The sequence below is a fragment of the Bacillus sp. FJAT-42376 genome (assembly GCF_003816055.1).
GTDB lineage: Bacteria > Bacillota > Bacilli > Bacillales > Bacillaceae > Metabacillus_B.
The window spans coordinates 2995272-3015036 of the sequence record NZ_CP033906.1 but is presented as its reverse complement, the minus strand read 5'-3'; the positions used below and the strand labels follow the sequence as shown (position 1 = coordinate 3015036).

The window sequence follows — 19765 nt, the reverse complement described above, 5'->3', positions numbered from 1 at the left end:
GCGTCCTTGCGGCGTTTTTTATATGGGAGCAATGGACAGATGGCTAAAAAAGTGCTTTTGACTGCAACAGTTGACTATCATTTTAAAGCTTTTCATTTACCTGTTATGAAGTGGTTTAAGGAACAAAATTGGGAGGTTCATATAGCCGCCTCAGGAGATTTGGACTTGCCTTATGCAGATGTTAAATATAATATTCCAATCCAGAGGTCCCCTATTAAATCACAAAATATGTATGCATTTAAAGAATTAAAAAATATTATTTGTGAGAATGAATACGACATCATTCATTGCCATACTCCTATGGGGGGAGTGCTCACAAGATTAGCTGCAATGAAAGCACGGAAGAAAGGGACGAAACTTATTTATACTGCTCATGGATTCCATTTCTGTAAAGGCAGCTCTGCTTCAAGCTGGTTTGTATTTTATCCTATCGAACGATTACTAGCTGCCTTTACAGACTGCCTGATAACAATTAACCATGAGGATTACAATCTGGCTGAAGCACATTCATTCCCTAGCAGGATAATTGAACGGGTTAATGGAGTTGGAGTCAATACAGAGCGATTTAATAGAATCAATTCTTCCGTAAGAGATAAATCAAGGAGATTATTTGGGTTTGACGAAAATCAGTTTCTTTTGTTCAATGCAGCTGAATTTAACAAAAACAAAAATCAGGAGCTGCTTATCCGTGCTCTGGCTCTAATCAAAGAAAAAGTCCCAAATGTGAGACTTCTTCTTGCTGGAGAAGGAGTGCTGTTAGATAGATGTACGCAGCTGGCAAGAGAATTAAAAACGGATCACCTCATTCAGTTTCTCGGTTTTAGAAAGGATATTGCGGAGTTATTGCCACTTTGCGATGCGGCGGTTGGTCCAAGTTTCAGAGAAGGTCTTCCAGTAAATATTATGGAGGCAATGGCTTGCGGCTTACCTGTCATTGCAGCCGATAACAGGGGACACAGGGAACTGATTATTTCTGGGCAAAATGGATGGCTCGTTAGACAGGGGGATATAGAAGATATGGCTGCGAGAATTTTGCAGTGCAGCAGGTATCCTAAGCAGCAGCTCCAGAAAATGGGGATAGCAGGCAGAGAGAAAATTGAAAAAAAATACAGTGAACAGATTGTTCTAGAGCAAAAAAAATCGATTTATTCAGCCTATATGAATGAAAAGGGGAGACCGGAATGGGCCGTCCTGTAAGAATCCTCCACACAGTAGTCAATATGAACCGCGGAGGGGCTGAAACTATGATTATGAATCTTTACCGCCACATTGACCGTTCCAAAGTTCAGTTTGACTTTTTAACTTGCAATGAAGGGGTGTTTGATGAAGAAATTCGTCTTCTCGGGGGAGTCATCCACCGCATCCCATATATGACAGAAAGCGGGCATTTTAACTATATACGAAATTTGAATCACTTCTTTCACCGTCATTCATATTATAAAATTGTTCATTCTCACATGGATAAAATGAGCGGATTTGTCCTTCAGGCTGCAAAAAAACAAGGAATTCCAGTTCGAATAGCCCATAGTCACAATACTGAAAGTGAAGGGAATATTTTTGCGAAAATCTATAAAAACTATTCAGGGAAATTGATTGGCCAAGCTTCTACCCATCATTTTGCATGCTCAAATGCAGCTGCGCAATGGCTATATGGAGAGCAGGATCCGAAAAAAGTGGTTATGAAAAATGGGATAGCTCCCGAAAGATTTAAGCATACACCCGAAATCAGAGACCGATTAAAGAAGGAACTCGGCCTCAATCATAAATATGTCATTGGACACGTCGGGAGATTCAATCTGCAGAAAAATCATGATTTTTTAATTGATATTTTTTATGAGTGTACAAAAAAATACATGGATCTTCACCTAGTTTTAGCAGGAGATGGCCAGCTCAAGCAGCAAATGGAAGATAAAGTGACCCGATTAAAATTAACCGACAAAGTCAGTTTTCTGGGAGTCAGGCATGATATAGATCAACTGCTTCAAGCATTTGATCTATTCGTTTTTCCATCCTTTCATGAAGGCTTGCCGGTAACGTTGATCGAGGCGCAAGGATCGGGCCTTCCATGCATTATTTCCGATAGGATAACTAAAGAGGCGGATATGGGAGTTAATTTGGTTACCTATTTATCACTCGATCATCAAGAAAAATGGATTTCAGCTATTCCACAGGAGCTCCTTCGAAAAAAACAAAGAGTCATCCCTGATTCTGCATTAGCCAAAAAGGGATATGATATCCGGCACACAGCAGATTGGGTTCAGGAATTTTATTTATCAGCTGCGAGGTGAGCTTATGAAAATATTAACTGTATTCACACCTTCTTTTAATAGGGCATATTGTCTTCATCAAGTTTATGAGAGTTTAAAGATGCAGACAAATAAAAATTTTAAATGGCTCATTATTGATGACGGTTCAACGGATCATACCCGAAGCTTGGTAAATCAATGGAAAGAAGAAAACATAGTAGAGATTAAGTACATTTGGCAGGACAATCAAGGTATGCATGGGGCCCATAATACAGCCTATGAAAATATAGATACAGAGCTGAATGTATGTATCGATTCTGATGACTTTATGCCAGTTGATGCGGTAGAGAAAATTCTCGCGTTTTGGCAGGTGTACGGAAGTGACAAAGTGAGCGGAATAATTGGACTGGATGCGGACCACAGCGGCAGAGTGATTGGCACGAAGCTTCCTTTAAAGATTCACCAGTCGAGTTTATATGATATTTACCATAAATTTAAAGTAAAAGGGGACAAAAAACTGGTCTATAGGACGGAGTTAACAAAAAAGTTTCCTTACCCGTTATTTACCGGTGAAAAGTACGTGGGTTTGGCATACAAATACTTCAAATTGGATCAGGAATATAAAATGCTTTTATTGAATGAGGTCCTATGTATTGTGGAGTATCTTCCAGACGGTTCTTCATTAAACATTTATAAACAGTACAAAAATAATCCCAATGGTTTTGCGTTTTATCGCAAGGAACTTATGAAACTTTCCTATGCAGGAATATCTTTCAAATTCAGACAGGCAGTTCACTATGTTTCCAGCAGTCTCTTCAGCAAAAATCATCGATTTTTACAGCAATCACCTTCAAAGTTTTTAACTGTGCTTGCTTCACCTGCGGGATTCATTTTGTATCATTTCATCCGTTCAAAAAATAGAGCTGTTTAGTATTTTCAGGAAAGGGCTGGTTGAATGACAATCCTATGGCTGCTGCTCTTCGCTGTATTTTTGTTATCATCATTTTCCAGGTATTTTGCAACTGATACCCAATATGGAATTCTGGGAATTCAGCCAAACCGCTTACTCATTTTAATGGTCATGATTTTATTCTCGGCAGTAGCGGGATTAAGGAACAATATTGGCGATACGTTTTTTTATGCCCATGCTTATATGGTTAATGATTACGATTGGAATTTTATCTTCAATAATAAAGATATAGCATTTGGCATTTTGCAAATGGCACTGCAGCATATTTCGGACGATCCGCAAATTTTGATTTTAACAACCGCTATCATAACAAATATATTGGTTATTCAAGTACTGAATCAGTATTCCAGAGTAGTTGAATTAAGCACGTACTTGTATGTTACGTCGGGTTTATTTACAGTTTCCATGAATGGAATCCGGCAGTTTCTGGCAGCTTCTATTATTTTTGGAGGAACGATCCTTATATTTAAAGGAAAAAGGAACCTCTACTTTATGCTTGTCATTTTTGCATCTTTTTTTCATTTATCGGCACTTGTTTTAATTCCGGTATATTTTTTAGTCCGAAAAAAAGCGTGGAGGGCAGAAACGTTTATTCTATTATTTTTAGCTGTTGCAGCAATTGTAAGCTTTAATCAATTCTCAGAAGGCTTATTTTCCTTGCTTCAAGGCACTCAGTACCAGGAGTATAGGGAGTTTTCTGAAGGAGGGGCAAGCTATGTCAGGGTACTGGTTAATGCTGCACCGCTGATCATTGCCTTTTTAGGGAGAGAGAGATTTAAAGAAATCTTTCCTCAAAGTGATATTATTGTGAACATGTCGATTCTTGGATTGATTATCATGATTATTTCGACACAGAACTGGATTTTTGCCAGATTCTCCATATATTTCGGACTATATAATCTTATTTTAATATCGTGGCTGCCAAAGTTATTTAAAAGAAAAGATGAAAAGTTAGTCTATTTTATGATATTGATTTTTTATTTGATTTATTTTTTTTATGAACAAGTCATATCACTGGATTTAGATTATAAAAGTGATTTTTTAAATTTGAGCTATATCATACTTTCATTTTAAAAAACTGTATAAGCTGATTGAATGGGAAGATGTGAATCTGCCTCTGAAGCGCGGCAGATAAAGTCCGGATGAAATTTGCCATTATAATCATATTACTTAAAGGAGATTTCTGCATGGAGGATGAAAAAATTCCGAAAGTCATTCATTACTGCTGGTTTGGAAATAGTGCTAAACCTAAATTATTTTTAAAGTGTTTAGAAAGCTGGAAAAAGCATTTGCCTTGCTACGAAATCAAAGAATGGAATGAATCTAATTTCGACATAAATTCAAGTCAGTTTGCTGCAGAGGCATATAAGGCAAGGAAATTTGCATTCGTTAGTGATTATGCAAGACTTGATATTCTATATAAAGAAGGCGGAATCTATTTAGATACAGATGTAGAAGTATTAAAACCATTAGACCCTTTACTCGTTCATGAAGGATTTTCAGGATTTGAGGATGAAACGCATTTGCAATCAGGTACAATGGGAGCAAAGAAGCTTCACCCAATGATTAAGATATTTTTAGAGTATTATAACGATAAAATGTTCGTTAATAGTGAAGGTGTTTTTGATATGACAACCAATACCAAAATTATGACCAATCTTTCAAAAGAATATGGTCTGGTGCAAAATAATGAATTTCAAAACCTGAATGGGAGCTTTGCTATTTATCCAAGAACCTATTTCAGTCCTTATGATTATATCAATGGAGGCACCTACATTTCGGATGATAGTTATACAATTCACCACTATGCTCAAACATGGCTGCCTGCATCTGTAAGATTAAAAAGCAGAGCGAAAAAAGCAGCCAGCAGAATAATAGGTCCAAATGCGATATCTGCTATACGCCATATGGTATCAGGAAAGCCTCAATAATTCTCTTAGAGATTATTTAAAGGAGAGAAATCCTTGAAGAAATCAATATTAATTTCATCCTTTGATCTTGCTATTGGCGGTGTAGAAAGAAGTTTGATAGGTCTTTTAGATTCGATAGATTACACAAAATACAGCGTAGATCTTCTCCTTTTTAAACATGAAGGGGAGTTTATGCCTTTTCTTCCAAAAGGTCCTGAATTGCTTCCTGAAATACCGGCTTATACAACCTTTAGAAAATCAATGGCAAATGTATTAACGTCCAAGCATTATCGTATTTTCTTGGGAAGATTGCTGGCCAGGTGCTCCAGTGCAGTGTATGGGAAGCTGAAGAAAATTGAAGAACCCGGATATTTAACTATCCAATATGGGTGGGATTACACTTCTCCTATCCTTCCGGAGTTAAAAAAGGAATATGACGCAGCTATTGGATTTCTATGGCCGCATCATTTTGTGGGAACCAAGGTGAAAGCCAAAAAGAAAATTGGATGGATCCACACTGATTATTCCAATATTAAAGTAAATAAAAGGTCAGATTTGCGAATATGGGAAAAACTTGATCATATTGTCGCCGTATCAGAGGATTGCTCGAAAACATTTGTTAAGGAATTTCCGCTATTAGAATATAAAACGTCCGTTATCGAGAATGTACTATCCCCTTCTTTCGTAAAAGCGCAGGCAAAACTCTTTAAACCCGCAGAAATTAAAGCAGATAAAAGAAAGACCATTTTAGTTTCAGTTGGCCGTCTGACTCCGGCAAAGGGATTTGATGAAGCAGTAAAAGCATGCAAACGCTTAGTTGATGAAGGGTATAACATCGAATGGTACATAGTCGGATATGGTCCGCTTGAAGCCAAACTAAAAATGCTGATTGCCGATTTAAAATTAGAGGATCGGTTTTTTCTGCTGGGCAAAAAAGTGAACCCTTATCCTTATATAAATGCTTGTGACATCTATGTTCAGCCTTCACGCTATGAAGGGAAAGCTGTGACAGTCAAAGAGGCGCAAATTCTAGGGAAACCGTTGGTCATTACAAACTTCCCAACAGCCGCAAGTCAGGTGAAAGATGGATTTGATGGGAAAATTACCTCTTTAGGTGCTGAAGGAATTGCTGAAGGAATTGCCTATATGATTGAGGACGAAGAATTAAGGATCCGGCTGTCTAATAATTTGAAGGCTGAAAACTATGATAATTCCTCGGAGTTAGATAAATTGTATAAATTAATCGGTTAAACCGTAAAAAGACTAAAGGTGAGAGAGTAATGACAAACAGAAAAATGACTCAGGAACAGCTGAAAAAAATAATGATTAGCGCTTATCAAATTGCTGAGAAGAGAGAAGAAATCCAAACAGCAGAGTTGATAAAAGAAATTAAAAAGCAAATTATAAATGAGGCAAGATAAGGAGTGAGAAGGGTTGAAACGTTCCTTTGATATACTGGCTGCATTTATTTTATTACTTATTTTTTTGATTCCTATGATTATACTTGCCACCCTGATAGGGCTGAAAATCGGCCGGCCAGTTTTCTTTACTCAAACAAGACCAGGTCTCCATGAAAAACCATTCCTGCTGCTCAAATTCCGGTCTATGACAGAAGAAAGAGATGAAAATTTTGAATTGCTGCCTGATGAAAAGCGGTTAACCCCTTTTGGGAGATTTCTAAGAAAGTACAGTTTAGATGAACTGCCACAGTTGTTAAATGTTCTTAAAGGGGATATTAGCCTCGTAGGACCAAGGCCTCTATTAATGGAGTATTTGCCACTTTATTCTATGCAGCAGAAAAGAAGGCACGAAGTTAAACCGGGAATAACTGGATGGGCTCAGATAAATGGAAGAAACGCTATTACCTGGGAAGAGAAATTTGAACTTGATCTATGGTATATCCGTAATCAGAGCTTTGGACTTGATATGAAAATTCTTTTTCTTACATTTTTAAAGGCATTAAAGTCTGAAGGAATTCAACAAGAAGGATTTGCAACAGCTGAAAAATTTAAAGGATCCGGCTTGACCTGATATGAAGTCCCTTATCATTATTGGAAACGGCGGACACAGTAAAGTGGTTCAGGAGATTGCCAATCTGAGTGGATTGTTTAATATTGCAGCAGTCCTGGACGATTCCTTTTCGGAAAAAAAAATACTGAATGGCATGATTTATGGACCCGTTTCAATTTACTCCGATTTTAATTACGATTCTAATCAATATTTTATTGCCATAGGTGATAACTATACACGTGAAAGAATGGCAGAAAGATTAGCATTGCCGGCTGAAAGATATGCTAATCTATTTCACCCCAGCGCGATTATAAGCCATTCAGCTATTATCGGATGCGGCATAGTCGTCATGCCAAATAGTGTAATCAATGCTGCCGCTAAAATCGGAAATCACAGTATCATCAATACCGGATCCATCATTGAACATGACACGATGATCTCTGATTATGTTCATATTTCACCAAATGCAGTATTAACAGGAAATGTACAAGTCGGAAGCGGAACCCACATTGGAGCTTCTGCAACACTCATACCTGGTGTAGTGGTCGGAAGCCGGTCGATAATTGGAGCCGGTTCTTGTGTTATAAAAAACATTCCCTCTAATTGTACGGCATATGGTGTGCCTGCGCATTTAAAAAAGACAGACAAAAGGGAGGAGATTTAAATGGAACAGGCCATTATGCAAAAGAGAATCTACTTGTCGCCTCCGCATATGAGCGGGAAAGAACTTGAGTATATTAATGAAGCTTTTCATACGAATTGGATTGCTCCTCTAGGTCCAAATGTGGACGCTTTTGAAGAAGAGCTTGCTCAGAAAACTGGAGTCAGAGCCGCCGCTGCCGTTAGCTCAGGTACAGCAGCGATTCATCTGGCTCTTATTTTATTGGGTGTAAAACAAGGAGATACTGTATTCTGCTCTTCCCTTACTTTTGTTGCTACGGCTAATCCTATTTTGTATCAAGGGGCCGATCCGGTTTTTATAGACTCTGAACCAGATACATGGAACATGTCTCCTTACGCATTGGAAAGAGCACTAAAAGATGCAGCGGAGAAAGGCACTCTTCCCAAAGCAGTTATTGTCGTAAATATTTATGGGCAAAGTGCCAAAATGGATGAGCTGATTACTCTATGCAATTTATATGATGTTCCGATGATAGAAGATGCAGCAGAATCACTAGGCTCCGAGTATAAAGGCAAATCGAGCGGAACATTTGGCTACTTCGGGATTTATTCGTTCAATGGCAACAAGATTATTACTACATCAGGCGGGGGAATGCTTGTATCAAATGATATAGATGCAATTGAAAAGGCAAAATTCCTTGCATCCCAGTCAAGGGATCCTGCAGTTCATTATCAGCACAGTTCCATCGGTTTTAATTATCGATTGAGTAATGTATTAGCAGGAATCGGCAGGGCTCAATTAAAAATACTAGATGACCGGGTAGCTGCCAGAAGAGCAATTTTTGATTTATATAAAAAGGATTTATCAGATTTAAAGGGTGTTCACTTTATGCCAGAGCTGCAAGAAACGAAATCAAATCGTTGGCTCACAGCATTAATGATTTCAGGAGAAGAGACAGGGTCTTCGGTAAATCATTTAATTCGTGCCATGTCCGAGGAGAATATAGAAGTCCGGCCGGTATGGAAACCTCTTCATTTACAGCCCATTTTTAAAGGCCGGAAATTTTATGCCCATATGGATAAAGATTTCTCCACCTATGTTTTTAAAAATGGAATTTGTCTTCCTTCAGGCTCAAACTTATCCAACGAGGATCAGATGCGCATAATTGGAATTGTAAAAAAAATCCTTCAGACCTATTAACTTTGCTTAAGGAAGTGGACCTCAATGAAGATTTGTACAATCACCAGCCACAATGTCTACAATCATGGGGCATCTCTCCAGGCCTATGCATTGATGAAATACTTGATAAACTGCGGCCATGAGACAGTGATAATAAATTACAGACCAGATTATTTAAGTAAAGATTACAATTTCTTCAGCATTGACAATCCAAAATGGGAAAAGAGTATACCGGCTAGGTTATTTTATATAACGTTGAAATTTCCAGGAAGACTAATAGCCCTTAAAAGAAAAAAAGCCTTTGACCAATTTACTGAAAAATACTTAATTCTAACGGACAAAGAATATAAGTCAAATAAAGAGCTGAAAAATAATCCGCCGATTGCAGATGCTTACATTTGCGGGAGCGATCAAATATGGAACAGCCTGCATCAAAATGGCAAGGATCCTGCATTCTATTTGGATTTTGTACCTCCAGGTAAACGGCGGGCTTCTTATGCCCCTAGTTTTGCTACAGACTTTATTGATAAAGAGCTGGAGACGTTTGTCTATACGCAAGTGAAAAACTTACACTTAATATCAGTGAGAGAAAAAAGCGGAGTAGAATTACTGAAAAAATTAAAAATAGATAGTGCAGTAAGTGTTCTGGACCCCGTATTTCTTCTGGGGAAAAATTGCTGGGAAGAACTGGGCAACGAGAAAATCCCAGGAGAATATATATTAATATATGACTTTGAGAATAATCATCATATAAAAAAATTAGCAATCGATCTGGCTAAAGAAACGGGGTTGAAAATTTATACAATCAGTACAGGAATGAGAAACTATGGAGACAAAAATTTTCGATTTATAGGTCCTCTGATGTTTGTCTCTTTAATAAAAAATGCTAAATATGTCATTTCGAATTCTTATCATGCAGCTGTGTTTTCAATCATTTTTAGAATTCCGTTTGCTATTTTCTACAGGAGTGAATCAATCAATACAAGAATGCGTGACTTATTGGAGGAACTAAATCTTTCGGACCGAATCGTTCAATCTTCAGAACAAAGGAGCAGGGATGTGTTCCGTGAGCCAATCAACTTCGAATATTCGGAAGAAATTATACAAAGATGGATGAATTTTTCTAAAACATATATAAATTGTGCACTAACCATGGAAGCAGAATCATTTAATCTTCTTGAATAGGAAATGAGAATAGATGAGAATAAAAAACTCTTTGAAAAATATTGCTGTACTGGTCGTTTCCCAGCTCGTCATGACAGCTGTAGGTTTTGTATCCAGGAAAATTTTTATTGATTATCTAGGCCCGGATTACCTTGGGCTCAATGGGTTTTTTACCAATGTTATTTCCATGCTTGCACTGGTTGAGAGCGGCATAGGCATGAGTATTGTATACCACCTGTATAAGCCCATGTCAGAAGGGAATAAAGAAAAAATCATTGCATATATCCAATTATACAAAAAGGCGTATTCCTTCCTTGCAGTCATTATTTTGGTGCTTAGTTTGTTATTCTTGCCCTTCCTGGGATTTATTTTGAAAGGGGAAGAGGCGATTGAGAACTTAACCATTGTCTATTTAATTTTTGTTTTTAAAAATCTCATCTATTATTTTAATGCTCATCGCATCGCACTCATAAACGCTGATCAAAAAGCCTATATTTTATCCACTTTATATTTTGCTGTTCAATTGTCGACAACTCTCCTCAGACTGGTCATTTTGATTTATACTCACAACTATATTCTGTACTTGCTGGTAGAATTAGGAATGTCTCTTGCAGAAGCAGTAATAAGCGGACTGATTGCTGAAAAAAGATATCCCTATATTAAAACGAAAACTAAGCTGTCAATTTCGGAAGAAGAGAAAAGGTCCCTTATTAAGAACGTAAAGGCCCTGTTTATTAGCAATATTGGTACGTATTTAGTATTTAGCACGGATACAATATTGATAGCAACTTTTATTAATATCTCTATTTTGGGTATTTACTCCAACTACTCCATGATCATTAATCAGATTGCTTCTATAGTAAAGCCTATTATTAGTGGAGCGAGTGAGAGTGTAGGGAACTTGATTGCAACTGAAAGCAGTGAAAAACAGTATTTTACATTCAAGGTATCCAATTTCGTGAGTTTCTGGATATTTTCTGTTTCGGTTATTTTCTCCTTTCACACAATCGAGCCCTTCATAAATGTGTGGCTGGGAGAAGGGTATTTGCTTGACAGTGCTGTCTTTATCTTGATTTTAATGGATTTTTACATGAAGAGCATGAGAGCAACCATTACTATTTTTAAAGTGAAAGCAGGGATTTTCGAGCAGGATAAGTACATGTCACTAGTGGAGGCTGCTATCAATTTAGCTGCTTCTATTCTTTTGGTTCATCTAATTGGATTAGCCGGAATTTTTATCGGTACGATGCTGAGTAATATTTTAACCAGTTTTTGGAATATTCCTCGACTCGTGTATAAATATATATTTAATGCCTCTTTAGCTCATTACTTTAAAAGCTATTGTTTATATGGTATGTTAACCATCCTCGCATGCCTGATTACTTCTGCATTAAGTCAGCTTTTGACTTTCAAACTTGAAGAGAATTTCTTATCCCTTTTAATTAAAGGGACGTTGAGTCTGGTTGTGCCGAGTTTCATTTACTCTCTACTATTCTGTCGAACAAAAGAATTCCTCTATGTAAAAATGGTTGGACTAGGTGCTCTTTCATCCATTTCCAAAAAATTGAAGAGCAGAAAATTGGATGTGAATCTTTAAAGGAATGGAAGGATTTCAGCGTGGAAAAAAGCTGGATGCTTACCTATGGAAATGACCCCATGATGATGAAACGGGATATAACTAAGGATAAAAGGTATAATCCGATTTGGGATATAGAGGGTATTGCCTTCGACTATATACCTCACATCGTCTGGAAAGGATCATACTCCTTAATCCGTTTTTGTAAAAGCAATCTTTTAAACGAAACAAGCGTTTTTTTCTTTCATGATAAACATCATCTGACTGTGTTTTTGTACAGTCATTCTCTTCCTTGAACGAATAGTTTATTGAAAAAGGATGAGAAAAGAATGAGTGAGGAGAAAAAAAACGGATTGAGCGGCTTACAAAATGGAAACTCATATGGATTTTTTGGCTCTTACAGATTGGAACTGGACCGCTGGAAAATTAATAACGTGGGACAAGATGCAGTAAATACTTCAAAGGGTATTAATGAAGCCATAAAATGGGCACGTAATGAAGGGTATGCTGAACTTGTTTTTCCAGCGGGAACTTATTTAATTGATGAAAATAACCCTATTCACCCTGCTAGTTATATGACATTAAATTTAAATGGGTCTACATTTAAAATAAGAGACAATAGTCTCTCAGGGTATGCTGTTATTAGTTACACCAATCAAGTGCATGCTAGAATTACAAACGGGATTATTCAGGGAGACAGGATCCATCACGATTACAAGTCAATAGAAGGTACTCATGAATGGGGTATGGGTATCCGGATTGGAACGGAGTCCTCTGCTAATTGCAGGTTTATTACTTTGGATCACTTAGAGATTTATGATTGTACAGGTGACGCGATCAGCACCTCCAATCTTTTTGGGCTGCTGGAAGAATATCGCTTTGGAGGATCCTTCGAGCCGGGAGGCATTAATCCGGCAGACGGGAAAAACAGTGCAGAAGATAACCGGATTCGTTCAAACATAAGGATTGACCTGACTAAACAGGAGATACAAAATTTTGGGTATTTCGGTTTGTATGGAAATGGATATGGAGAATTGGGCTCGGATATTCAATCTCAATACTATGATTTATATTTCTTTAGTAATACTCATGAATATCTTTCAGCTGCCAGAATGATTAAATTTTTTGATGAAGTTGATTTAATGGAAGGAGCGGCATATGCAAAGGTAGTTATTCATCAGAGTAAACTTCCATCTGAAAAGAATACGCTTATTACTGTAAGGGTCCCTCAATTCCCCAGAAACGTAAGTATTGAAAATTGCGTTTTGCACCATTGCAGACGTCAGGGCATCAGTGTAACGGGCGGTAAACATATCTATATTAAATCCTGTGACATACATCATATAAGCGGTACAGATCCCCAAGCAGGAGTTGATATAGAAGATGGCTATGATTTAAATCAGTTCATTTATATAGATGGAAATAATTTCTCTTACATCAGCGGCTATAACATAGTTGCCGTAGACGGGAAATTTATACACATCACCAACAATCGAATGACTGCCATCACCAAATATGCTTCCTTGGCCATAAATGAAGGGGCAGACAGTGTTATTATAGCAAATAATTATTTTGATAAAGCCAGTTCTATATTGGCAGGTGAAATCTTGCTTGGACAGAATTATTTTTATGGGTGTTCTTTAAGGATACAGGGAATCGGCAGACAAATGCTTCTATATAATAATATGTTTCATAATTGCGGTATAACCGTTTCAAAAGAAATGGCCTATACAGTAAATTTCAAAGGCTGCAAGTTTTTTAATGACCAGCAAAAAAGCACCTCTTTTTCAGAATTTTTCTATACTCTTACTTTAGAAAAACAGCCTCAAATCTTTACGGATTGTGTTTTTGAAGGTCCAGATAGTAATTACCTGAATTATATAATGAATGGAACTTCCGATGGCTGGATATACAACCATTCCATCTTTTTTAATCTATTAAAGACAACAGGTCTGGTTCCCGGATCATATACCGGATGCAAATTTATAGGCGGACCGGGTCAAGTATGCAATTTTACTCTTGGTATACCAGGAAATACGGATGCCAAATATACTTTTTTAAACTGTATGTTTGATTCAAATGGAACAGATGATATTCTATCGGTCACTGCTTCCATAAAGCAACTAACAATCCTTACATCCGAGATTAAAGGAAGCACCGGCCGGGTAGTAAAAGTGAAAAATATTTTCCAAAATTTCATATTAAAAGGCTGCATTATTCAGTACTCAACCCAAAGTGGCAGTGGACCGCTAGTTAGTATCGATAAAGAATTTAATGGAAAGCTTGCTTTGATTCAAGATAATTTATTCAACGGCTTTAACGGCAGGATTGGGGTTTCTGTGGATGTGGTTCCTTCTAAGGCGACAAGAGTAATCACAAAAGAAAATGTTTTTCAAAACTCGGCACTTAAGTACAAGAACAATGAGTACTTATCCAGCAATGTTATTTTTTAGCGCAGCTGTGATTAGATGAACCAGTAAAATCCCAGCGCCCTGACCGATTTTGCTGGAGGGTATGTATTCTGCACGAACGTAAGCAAAACTTGCTGATACCTTCTTATTTAACGATAACTTTGAACGTTACCTGCCGATGTGAGGCAGGTTTTTTATATGAGATAAAGATTAGAGGGGGGTTTTGTAAATGAGAAGGAGACCTACTAAAGTCGGGATTATTGTGGATTCTTTAATCATAAACAGCTGGAAAGAAAAAATTATTCAAGAAGTTCTTTCATCAGAAATATTTAAGCTTTCCATTGTAATCGTCACTGGAGACACAACCTTGCCGCATGAGCAAAATCCTTTAAGGATATTAAAAGGTTTAGACAGATTTTTGTACGATACGTATACCCAATGGGATTATAAATACTATTGCCGGTTTACGAAAAAAAATTCATTTAAAAAAATTGATCTTACTCCGTTGCTGATAAAGGGAGATACTAAAATAGTTGAAGCTAAATCGGAGGGCAGAAAAGCGGATCTTAGTCGTGAACAGGCAAATGAAATCGATAAAGAAAAACCTGATGTAATAATCCAGCTTGGAAGTAAAAGCCTGGGAGCAGGGATACTAAGGCTTGCTGAGCATGGTGTATGGTCATATAGCTCAAATGAATGGTGCACGAAGGCTTTTTGGGCTATGTTTGGGAAAAAACACCCCTTTACTACAAGTTTAAATGTTTTAAAAAGCAACCGGAATGAAGAGGTGATTCTTTACGAAACGACTTCTTCTATGAACTTTGAATCTCTATTTTTAAATAGGAATTTTATGTATTGGAAAGTCGCTTCAATAATTTGTGAAAAGTTAAAAAGCCTTCATAATGATAAGCTTCTTTATCTGCAAAAGAACTGCTTCTCTGTTGAAAAAGTCGGAGAAGGAAAAGCTGTACAAAAAAAAATACCCAATAATGCACAAATGCTAATATTTCTATCTCGTCTATTGGTCCATAAACTTAAAGCAAGACTTATTAGAGAACAATGGTATTTAGCGTATAAAAATAAATCGCAGTCATCGGATGTCTTCACATTGCTTCATACACAGGGTGACAGGTTTTATGCGGATCCCTTTGTCATGAGACAAAATGAAAAAAACTATGTCTTTTTTGAAGAATATGTATACAGGGAAGGAAAAGGAATTATTTCATTCATAGAAATGGATGTGAAAAAAGGCTTGATTTCAAAACCGGTAAAAGTCTTGGACAAACCCTATCATTTATCTTATCCATTTTTAATGGAAGATAAGGGGAATATCTATATGATACCGGAAACATCTGAAAACAAAACGATAGAGTTATACAAAGCAAAAAATTTCCCGTATGAATGGGAATTGGAAAAAGTTCTAATGAGTAACATTAATGCTGTGGACAGTACTATTTTATTTCACCAAAATAAATACTGGCTATTTACAAATGTTTTTGCGGATGGGGCAAGTTCACTTGATGAATTGCATCTGTTTTTTTCAGATTCCTTGTATGGAGAGTGGGAAAAGCATCCCATGAATCCAATTGTATCAGATTCAAGAACTGCGAGACCCGCAGGTAATCTGTTTTTTAGAGAAGGGAAATTGTTACGGCCCTCTCAAAATTGTCAGTTTACTTATGGATATTCTGTTAATTTTAATGAGGTAGAAATCTTGACCGAAAAAGAGTATAAAGAATGCAAAATTAATGAAATAGTTCCAGAAGTAATTAAGAATAATAAAGGAACTCATACGTATGTGTTCAATGATGAAATTGAACTGGTAGATTGCCGGAAACCTATTTTGAAAATTTTCTGAGGTTAGAAATTTAAGTGATTCAAGTAAAAGTCTGCGAATTTCCACACTTTAGGCTAAGAGTGGGGGTTCGCTTCATTTCGTGATCCTTAAAAAATTGTTTTTAAATGCGGAAGCCCTTACCGATAATTTATTTAATGTCCTTATTGATTTTTTAGTATTGTCCTCCTTCAGAACCTCATATAATCATCCTTCATTTTTATTCACTTTAAACCACTCGTTTCGTTGATGAGACCTGCCTTTAAACTAATGGATTTCCTTTACTCTATTGAGGGTAAATATGAGACTTCCGAACTATGATCGGTTGACAAAAATTTTAAACGGTGTTATATTTTTGAAAAAAGATTGTTCTTTATAGAGAAAAAAAGTGTAGAACTAATTACTATAACGTTTTTTTTAATGTTTTTGTTCTTTATAAAGAAATTTCGATGGAGGCTGTATGAGCGCAATAACAGGAGTTTTCCAAGTGGATCATGAACCAGTTCCCGGCGAATATGCAGATATTTTAATAGAATCGCTTAATCATGTACCGTCAGACAAAAACGGCTATTTTAAATGGAATCATGTATTTATGGGCTGCATCTTACAATGGATTACTCCGGAATCTATTACGGAAGAGCTTCCTTTTTACGAGTACAATAGGGAATTAGCCATTACAGCAGATGCAATTATTGATAACCGGAATGAATTGTTTGAGCGGCTGCAGATTAAAAAAGAGGTAAGAGCGGATATAACTGACAGTTTTCTTATATTGTGTGCATACGAGAAATGGGGAGAAGAATGTCCTAAGTTCTTAGTGGGAGATTATGCTTTTATAATTTGGGACAAACAAAGAGATACGATTTTCGGTGCGAGAGATTATTCAGGCTGCCGCACTCTTTACTACCATTTAGATAACAATACGTTTGCTTTCTGTACCCTCATTAACCCGCTTTTAAATTTACCGTTTATCAGTCATGCCATTAACAATCAATGGGTTGCAGATTATCTCGCTATCCCTCTGAATTTTGAATCTATAGATAACAATTCGACTGTTTATCATCAAATTAGACAAGTGCCTCCAGGACATTCAATCACGATAAAACGAGGAACATTAACCATTGCAAAATATCATTCCTTTGATTACGAAAGAAAATTAAACTTGAAGACGAATCATGATTACGAAGAAGCATTTCTGGATGTATATGAAAAGGCAATTAGTAACAGACTGCGTACTCATAAACAGGTAGGATCCCATTTAAGCGGAGGGCTGGATTCTGGTTCTGCTGCGGCTATTGCTGCAAAGAAATTAGCAGAGAACGATAAAAAGCTGCTGTCTTTCAGTTACATACCTGTGAAAGATTTTAAGGATTGGACACCAAAGCGAAGAAATGCTGACGAAACCCCATGGATTCAATCTACCATATCTTACTCAGGTAATATTGAAGGAGATTATCTGGAGTTTGAGAATCAGAATCCATATTCTGTTATAGATGATTGGCTAGATACGATGGAAATGCCTTATAAATTTTTTGAGAACAGTTTTTGGCTTAAAGGAATTTATGAAACTGCTTCGCAAAAAGGAGTAGGCATATTGTTAAATGGCCAGCGGGGAAATTGGACCGTTTCCTGGGGGCATTCCTTGGATTACTATGCCCTTTTACTTAGAAAACTTAAATTAAAAAGCTTTTCTAAAGAATTGTCATTATACAGCGAACTTATTGGTATTGGCAGAAAAAGATTATTGTCACTGATTGCACATAAAGCATTTCCAGGGTTGAGTTCAAAAAACCGCCCCGATCCATATCCGGTGCTTATTAATCAGGACTATGCAGCAAAACATCATGTATGGGACAGGCTGAACGAAGAAAATATTGATTTTGATGGTGTAAATTACTCAGATGCGTTTTCGATGAGAAAAACACAGTTCGAGAAACCATATTATTGGAGTATTAATGGCACCTATTCCACTAAGCTTTCTCTTAAACATTCTTTATGGGATCGGGATCCTACTAATGATTTAAGGGTAGCTGAATTTTGTTTATCTGTCCCTGAAAGCCAATACGTTCAAAACGGATACGACCGCTCTTTGATTAGACGTTCTCTGCAAGGATATCTGCCTGATGATGTGCGATTGAACATGAGAACGAGAGGAATTCAGGGGGCTGATGGAATTTTTCGAATGTATTCTCAGTGGGGAAATTTTCTTTTAGAAGCGGAAAGAATGGCAAAAGATAAACACATAGGCGAATATTTGAATCAAGCTGTTATCCTGAAATCTCTTAATCGATTAAAAGAACCATCCGACCATGAAGTATATGGACATGATTTTAGATTAATTATGAGAAGTTTAATATTTTTCAGGTTTATGAAACGGATCTCTTGAAAGGAGGTGAAATAAATGAAAAAGGAATGGGAAAAACCAGTTTTAGAAGTATTGGATGTAAATATGACCATGGCTGGACCAGGTCACAGATACCCGGATGCAGTTCAGCCAGATCCGGATGATCCCGTAAAATACAGCTGATCTAATTTTATTTGTTATCCATTTAAAGACCCTTATATTCTTTATGCATATAAGGGTCCATTAAATATAATGCCAGCAGACTGGGGTGAAAAATCATACAGCCGGACCATTATAACTCATATGATGTTTTTGGACTCAGAGTAGCCAGTGATATCTTCTTTCCTGAATTGGAAGCAAATGTTGGGTTCCTGGATGAACCGCACGTTTATATTGTGATTGAAGATTTAAATAACGTTTGGAAAGCTCTTCATATAAATGATAATGAATTTTATATTAAAGAAAAAAGGATCATGTTTAAAATTGATGGGACTGCCATTTTTTGTATCGAAGATGGATTTAAAATTATTGTTTCTCCCATGCAGGGCTCTGATATAAATAAAATCAAATTATATATACTTGGGACCTGCTTCGGGGCACTTCTTATTCAGAGGAGAATTCTTCCTTTGCATGGGAGCGCCATTTCTATAAATGGAAAAGCTTATGCCTTTATAGGAGAATCCGGTGCCGGGAAATCCACCCTTGCTTCAGCCTTGTTGAATGAAGGGCATCTGCTATTAAGCGACGACGTGATAGCTGTTACATTCGAAAACGGGGTACCGTTTGCAGCTCCGGCTTATCCTCAGCAAAAACTGTGGAGAGACAGCATGGAACACTTTGGCATGGAATCTTCCCAATATAGCCCGCTTTTTGAAAGAGAGCGTAAATATGCCATTCCAGTAAGAAAGCACTTTCGAAACAAGCCATTGGAGCTTGCCGGGATCTTTGAATTGAGGAAAACAAAAATGGAAGAGGTTAGCTGTCTGTCCATTTCAAAACTTGAGAAGCTATATCTGTTATCGTGTCATACATACCGGAATTTTTTTGTGAATAAGTTAGGCTTGCTGGATTGGCACTTTAAAACCATATCCCAGCTTGCTAACACAATAGATGTTTTCAGGATTTCAAGACCGGATCATTATTTTGCTACCAGTCATTTAATCAGCGAAGTCCTAAAAAAAACGGAGAGGGTGAGTGTGTAATGAATCATAGCAACCTATCAAAAGATAGTGAAGTTGTTCAAAACGAAGGCAACCTGGTAAGTGACATGAATGGCGAAAAGGTGATGTTAAACATCGGAAACGGAAAATATTACAACTTAGGTGAGATTGGAGGAGCTATATGGGATTTAATTGAAAAACCTGTTGCCGTTAATGAAATTATTAAATCTCTTATGAAAAATTATGCTGTGAAAGAGCCTGAATGTGAAGACCACGTTCTCTCTTTTATAAAACAGCTGGGAGAAGAAAAGTTAATTTCAATCAAAAAATAAATTCGCC

18 protein-coding genes are annotated in these 19765 nt (G+C 37.0%); all 18 read left to right on the top strand.

Annotation, left to right across the window (positions count from 1 at the left end; genetic code table 11):
- Positions 1–39: 39 nt before the first annotated feature.
- The 18 genes from CEF21_RS15170 (at position 40) to CEF21_RS15090 (ending at position 19758) form a co-directional block, all read left to right on the top strand.
- Positions 40–1197 (top strand): glycosyltransferase family 4 protein, encoded by a 1158-nt coding sequence (locus CEF21_RS15170; protein ID WP_123917776.1) that lies wholly within the window; start codon positions 40–42, stop codon positions 1195–1197.
- Positions 1182–2288, top strand: a complete 1107-nt coding sequence (locus CEF21_RS15165) for a glycosyltransferase family 1 protein (protein WP_123917774.1) — start codon at positions 1182–1184, stop codon at positions 2286–2288. The genes CEF21_RS15170 and CEF21_RS15165 overlap by 16 nt, the downstream gene beginning before the upstream one ends.
- A gap of 4 nt (positions 2289–2292) precedes the next feature.
- Complete coding sequence (locus CEF21_RS15160) at positions 2293–3177, top strand: glycosyltransferase family 2 protein (RefSeq protein WP_123917772.1); 885 nt, start codon at positions 2293–2295, stop codon at positions 3175–3177.
- A 24-nt stretch (positions 3178–3201) separates the two neighbouring features.
- Positions 3202–4290 carry an EpsG family protein gene (locus CEF21_RS15155; protein ID WP_123917770.1) on the top strand — a complete coding sequence of 363 codons (1089 nt, stop codon included), beginning with the start codon at positions 3202–3204 and terminating at the stop codon, positions 4288–4290.
- A gap of 113 nt (positions 4291–4403) precedes the next feature.
- Positions 4404–5147 (top strand): glycosyltransferase family 32 protein, encoded by a 744-nt coding sequence (locus tag CEF21_RS15150; RefSeq protein WP_123917768.1) that lies wholly within the window; start codon positions 4404–4406, stop codon positions 5145–5147.
- A 33-nt stretch (positions 5148–5180) separates the two neighbouring features.
- Positions 5181–6377, top strand: coding sequence for a glycosyltransferase (locus CEF21_RS15145; RefSeq protein ID WP_123917766.1), 1197 nt, complete (start codon positions 5181–5183; stop codon positions 6375–6377).
- Positions 6378–6406: 29 nt separating this feature from the next.
- Positions 6407–6547: a YwzD family small protein gene (locus CEF21_RS21355; RefSeq protein ID WP_164462203.1), complete on the top strand. Its 141-nt coding sequence runs from the start codon at positions 6407–6409 to the stop codon at positions 6545–6547.
- 13 nt (positions 6548–6560) lie between these two features.
- The gene (locus CEF21_RS15140) at positions 6561–7157 is read left to right on the top strand and encodes a sugar transferase (protein ID WP_123917764.1); all 597 of its coding nucleotides are present in this window, start codon (positions 6561–6563) and stop codon (positions 7155–7157) included.
- A 1-nt stretch (position 7158) separates the two neighbouring features.
- Entirely contained in the window at positions 7159–7800 is a 642-nt protein-coding gene (locus CEF21_RS15135) for an acetyltransferase (protein WP_123917762.1), read from the top strand.
- Positions 7801–8958 carry a DegT/DnrJ/EryC1/StrS family aminotransferase gene (locus CEF21_RS15130; protein WP_277423906.1) on the top strand — a complete coding sequence of 386 codons (1158 nt, stop codon included), beginning with the start codon at positions 7801–7803 and terminating at the stop codon, positions 8956–8958.
- Positions 8959–8982: 24 nt separating this feature from the next.
- Positions 8983–10122: a polysaccharide pyruvyl transferase family protein gene (locus CEF21_RS15125; protein ID WP_123917760.1), complete on the top strand. Its 1140-nt coding sequence runs from the start codon at positions 8983–8985 to the stop codon at positions 10120–10122.
- Between the two features lie 13 nt (positions 10123–10135).
- Positions 10136–11698 carry a lipopolysaccharide biosynthesis protein gene (locus CEF21_RS15120; protein ID WP_123917758.1) on the top strand — a complete coding sequence of 521 codons (1563 nt, stop codon included), beginning with the start codon at positions 10136–10138 and terminating at the stop codon, positions 11696–11698.
- Between the two features lie 308 nt (positions 11699–12006).
- A complete protein-coding gene (locus CEF21_RS15115; protein ID WP_123917756.1) occupies positions 12007–14130 on the top strand; it encodes a right-handed parallel beta-helix repeat-containing protein in 2124 nt (707 codons plus the stop codon).
- 187 nt (positions 14131–14317) lie between these two features.
- Complete coding sequence (locus CEF21_RS15110) at positions 14318–15946, top strand: glucosamine inositolphosphorylceramide transferase family protein (RefSeq protein WP_123917754.1); 1629 nt, start codon at positions 14318–14320, stop codon at positions 15944–15946.
- Between the two features lie 436 nt (positions 15947–16382).
- Positions 16383–18308, top strand: a complete 1926-nt coding sequence (locus CEF21_RS15105) for an asparagine synthase-related protein (protein ID WP_123917752.1) — start codon at positions 16383–16385, stop codon at positions 18306–18308.
- A 15-nt stretch (positions 18309–18323) separates the two neighbouring features.
- Positions 18324–18449, top strand: a complete 126-nt coding sequence (locus CEF21_RS15100; RefSeq protein ID WP_123917750.1) for a paeninodin family lasso peptide — start codon at positions 18324–18326, stop codon at positions 18447–18449.
- A 290-nt stretch (positions 18450–18739) separates the two neighbouring features.
- The gene (locus CEF21_RS15095) at positions 18740–19468 is read left to right on the top strand and encodes an aldolase (RefSeq protein ID WP_241156687.1); all 729 of its coding nucleotides are present in this window, start codon (positions 18740–18742) and stop codon (positions 19466–19468) included.
- Positions 19468–19758 carry a lasso peptide biosynthesis PqqD family chaperone gene (locus CEF21_RS15090; RefSeq protein ID WP_123917746.1) on the top strand — a complete coding sequence of 97 codons (291 nt, stop codon included), beginning with the start codon at positions 19468–19470 and terminating at the stop codon, positions 19756–19758. The genes CEF21_RS15095 and CEF21_RS15090 overlap by 1 nt, the downstream gene beginning before the upstream one ends.
- Positions 19759–19765 lie beyond the last annotated feature (7 nt).

Excerpts from the sequence above, each read along its gene's own strand:
- CEF21_RS15160 (WP_123917772.1), top strand. The coding sequence starts at position 2,293 with ATGAAAATATTAACTGTATTCACACCTTCTTTTAATAGGGCATATTGT.
- CEF21_RS15120 (WP_123917758.1), top strand. The coding sequence starts at position 10,136 with ATGAGAATAAAAAACTCTTTGAAAAATATTGCTGTACTGGTCGTTTCC.
- CEF21_RS15130 (WP_277423906.1), top strand. The coding sequence starts at position 7,801 with ATGGAACAGGCCATTATGCAAAAGAGAATCTACTTGTCGCCTCCGCAT.
- CEF21_RS15095 (WP_241156687.1), top strand. The coding sequence starts at position 18,740 with ATGTTTAAAATTGATGGGACTGCCATTTTTTGTATCGAAGATGGATTT.
- CEF21_RS15115 (WP_123917756.1), top strand. The coding sequence starts at position 12,007 with ATGAGTGAGGAGAAAAAAAACGGATTGAGCGGCTTACAAAATGGAAAC.
- CEF21_RS15155 (WP_123917770.1), top strand. The coding sequence starts at position 3,202 with ATGACAATCCTATGGCTGCTGCTCTTCGCTGTATTTTTGTTATCATCA.
- CEF21_RS15105 (WP_123917752.1), top strand. The coding sequence starts at position 16,383 with ATGAGCGCAATAACAGGAGTTTTCCAAGTGGATCATGAACCAGTTCCC.
- CEF21_RS15165 (WP_123917774.1), top strand. The coding sequence starts at position 1,182 with ATGGGCCGTCCTGTAAGAATCCTCCACACAGTAGTCAATATGAACCGC.
- CEF21_RS15100 (WP_123917750.1), top strand. The coding sequence starts at position 18,324 with ATGAAAAAGGAATGGGAAAAACCAGTTTTAGAAGTATTGGATGTAAAT.
- CEF21_RS15090 (WP_123917746.1), top strand. The coding sequence starts at position 19,468 with ATGAATCATAGCAACCTATCAAAAGATAGTGAAGTTGTTCAAAACGAA.
- CEF21_RS21355 (WP_164462203.1), top strand. The coding sequence starts at position 6,407 with ATGACAAACAGAAAAATGACTCAGGAACAGCTGAAAAAAATAATGATT.
- CEF21_RS15110 (WP_123917754.1), top strand. The coding sequence starts at position 14,318 with ATGAGAAGGAGACCTACTAAAGTCGGGATTATTGTGGATTCTTTAATC.
- CEF21_RS15135 (WP_123917762.1), top strand. The coding sequence starts at position 7,159 with ATGAAGTCCCTTATCATTATTGGAAACGGCGGACACAGTAAAGTGGTT.
- CEF21_RS15170 (WP_123917776.1), top strand. The coding sequence starts at position 40 with ATGGCTAAAAAAGTGCTTTTGACTGCAACAGTTGACTATCATTTTAAA.
- CEF21_RS15150 (WP_123917768.1), top strand. The coding sequence starts at position 4,404 with ATGGAGGATGAAAAAATTCCGAAAGTCATTCATTACTGCTGGTTTGGA.
- CEF21_RS15125 (WP_123917760.1), top strand. The coding sequence starts at position 8,983 with ATGAAGATTTGTACAATCACCAGCCACAATGTCTACAATCATGGGGCA.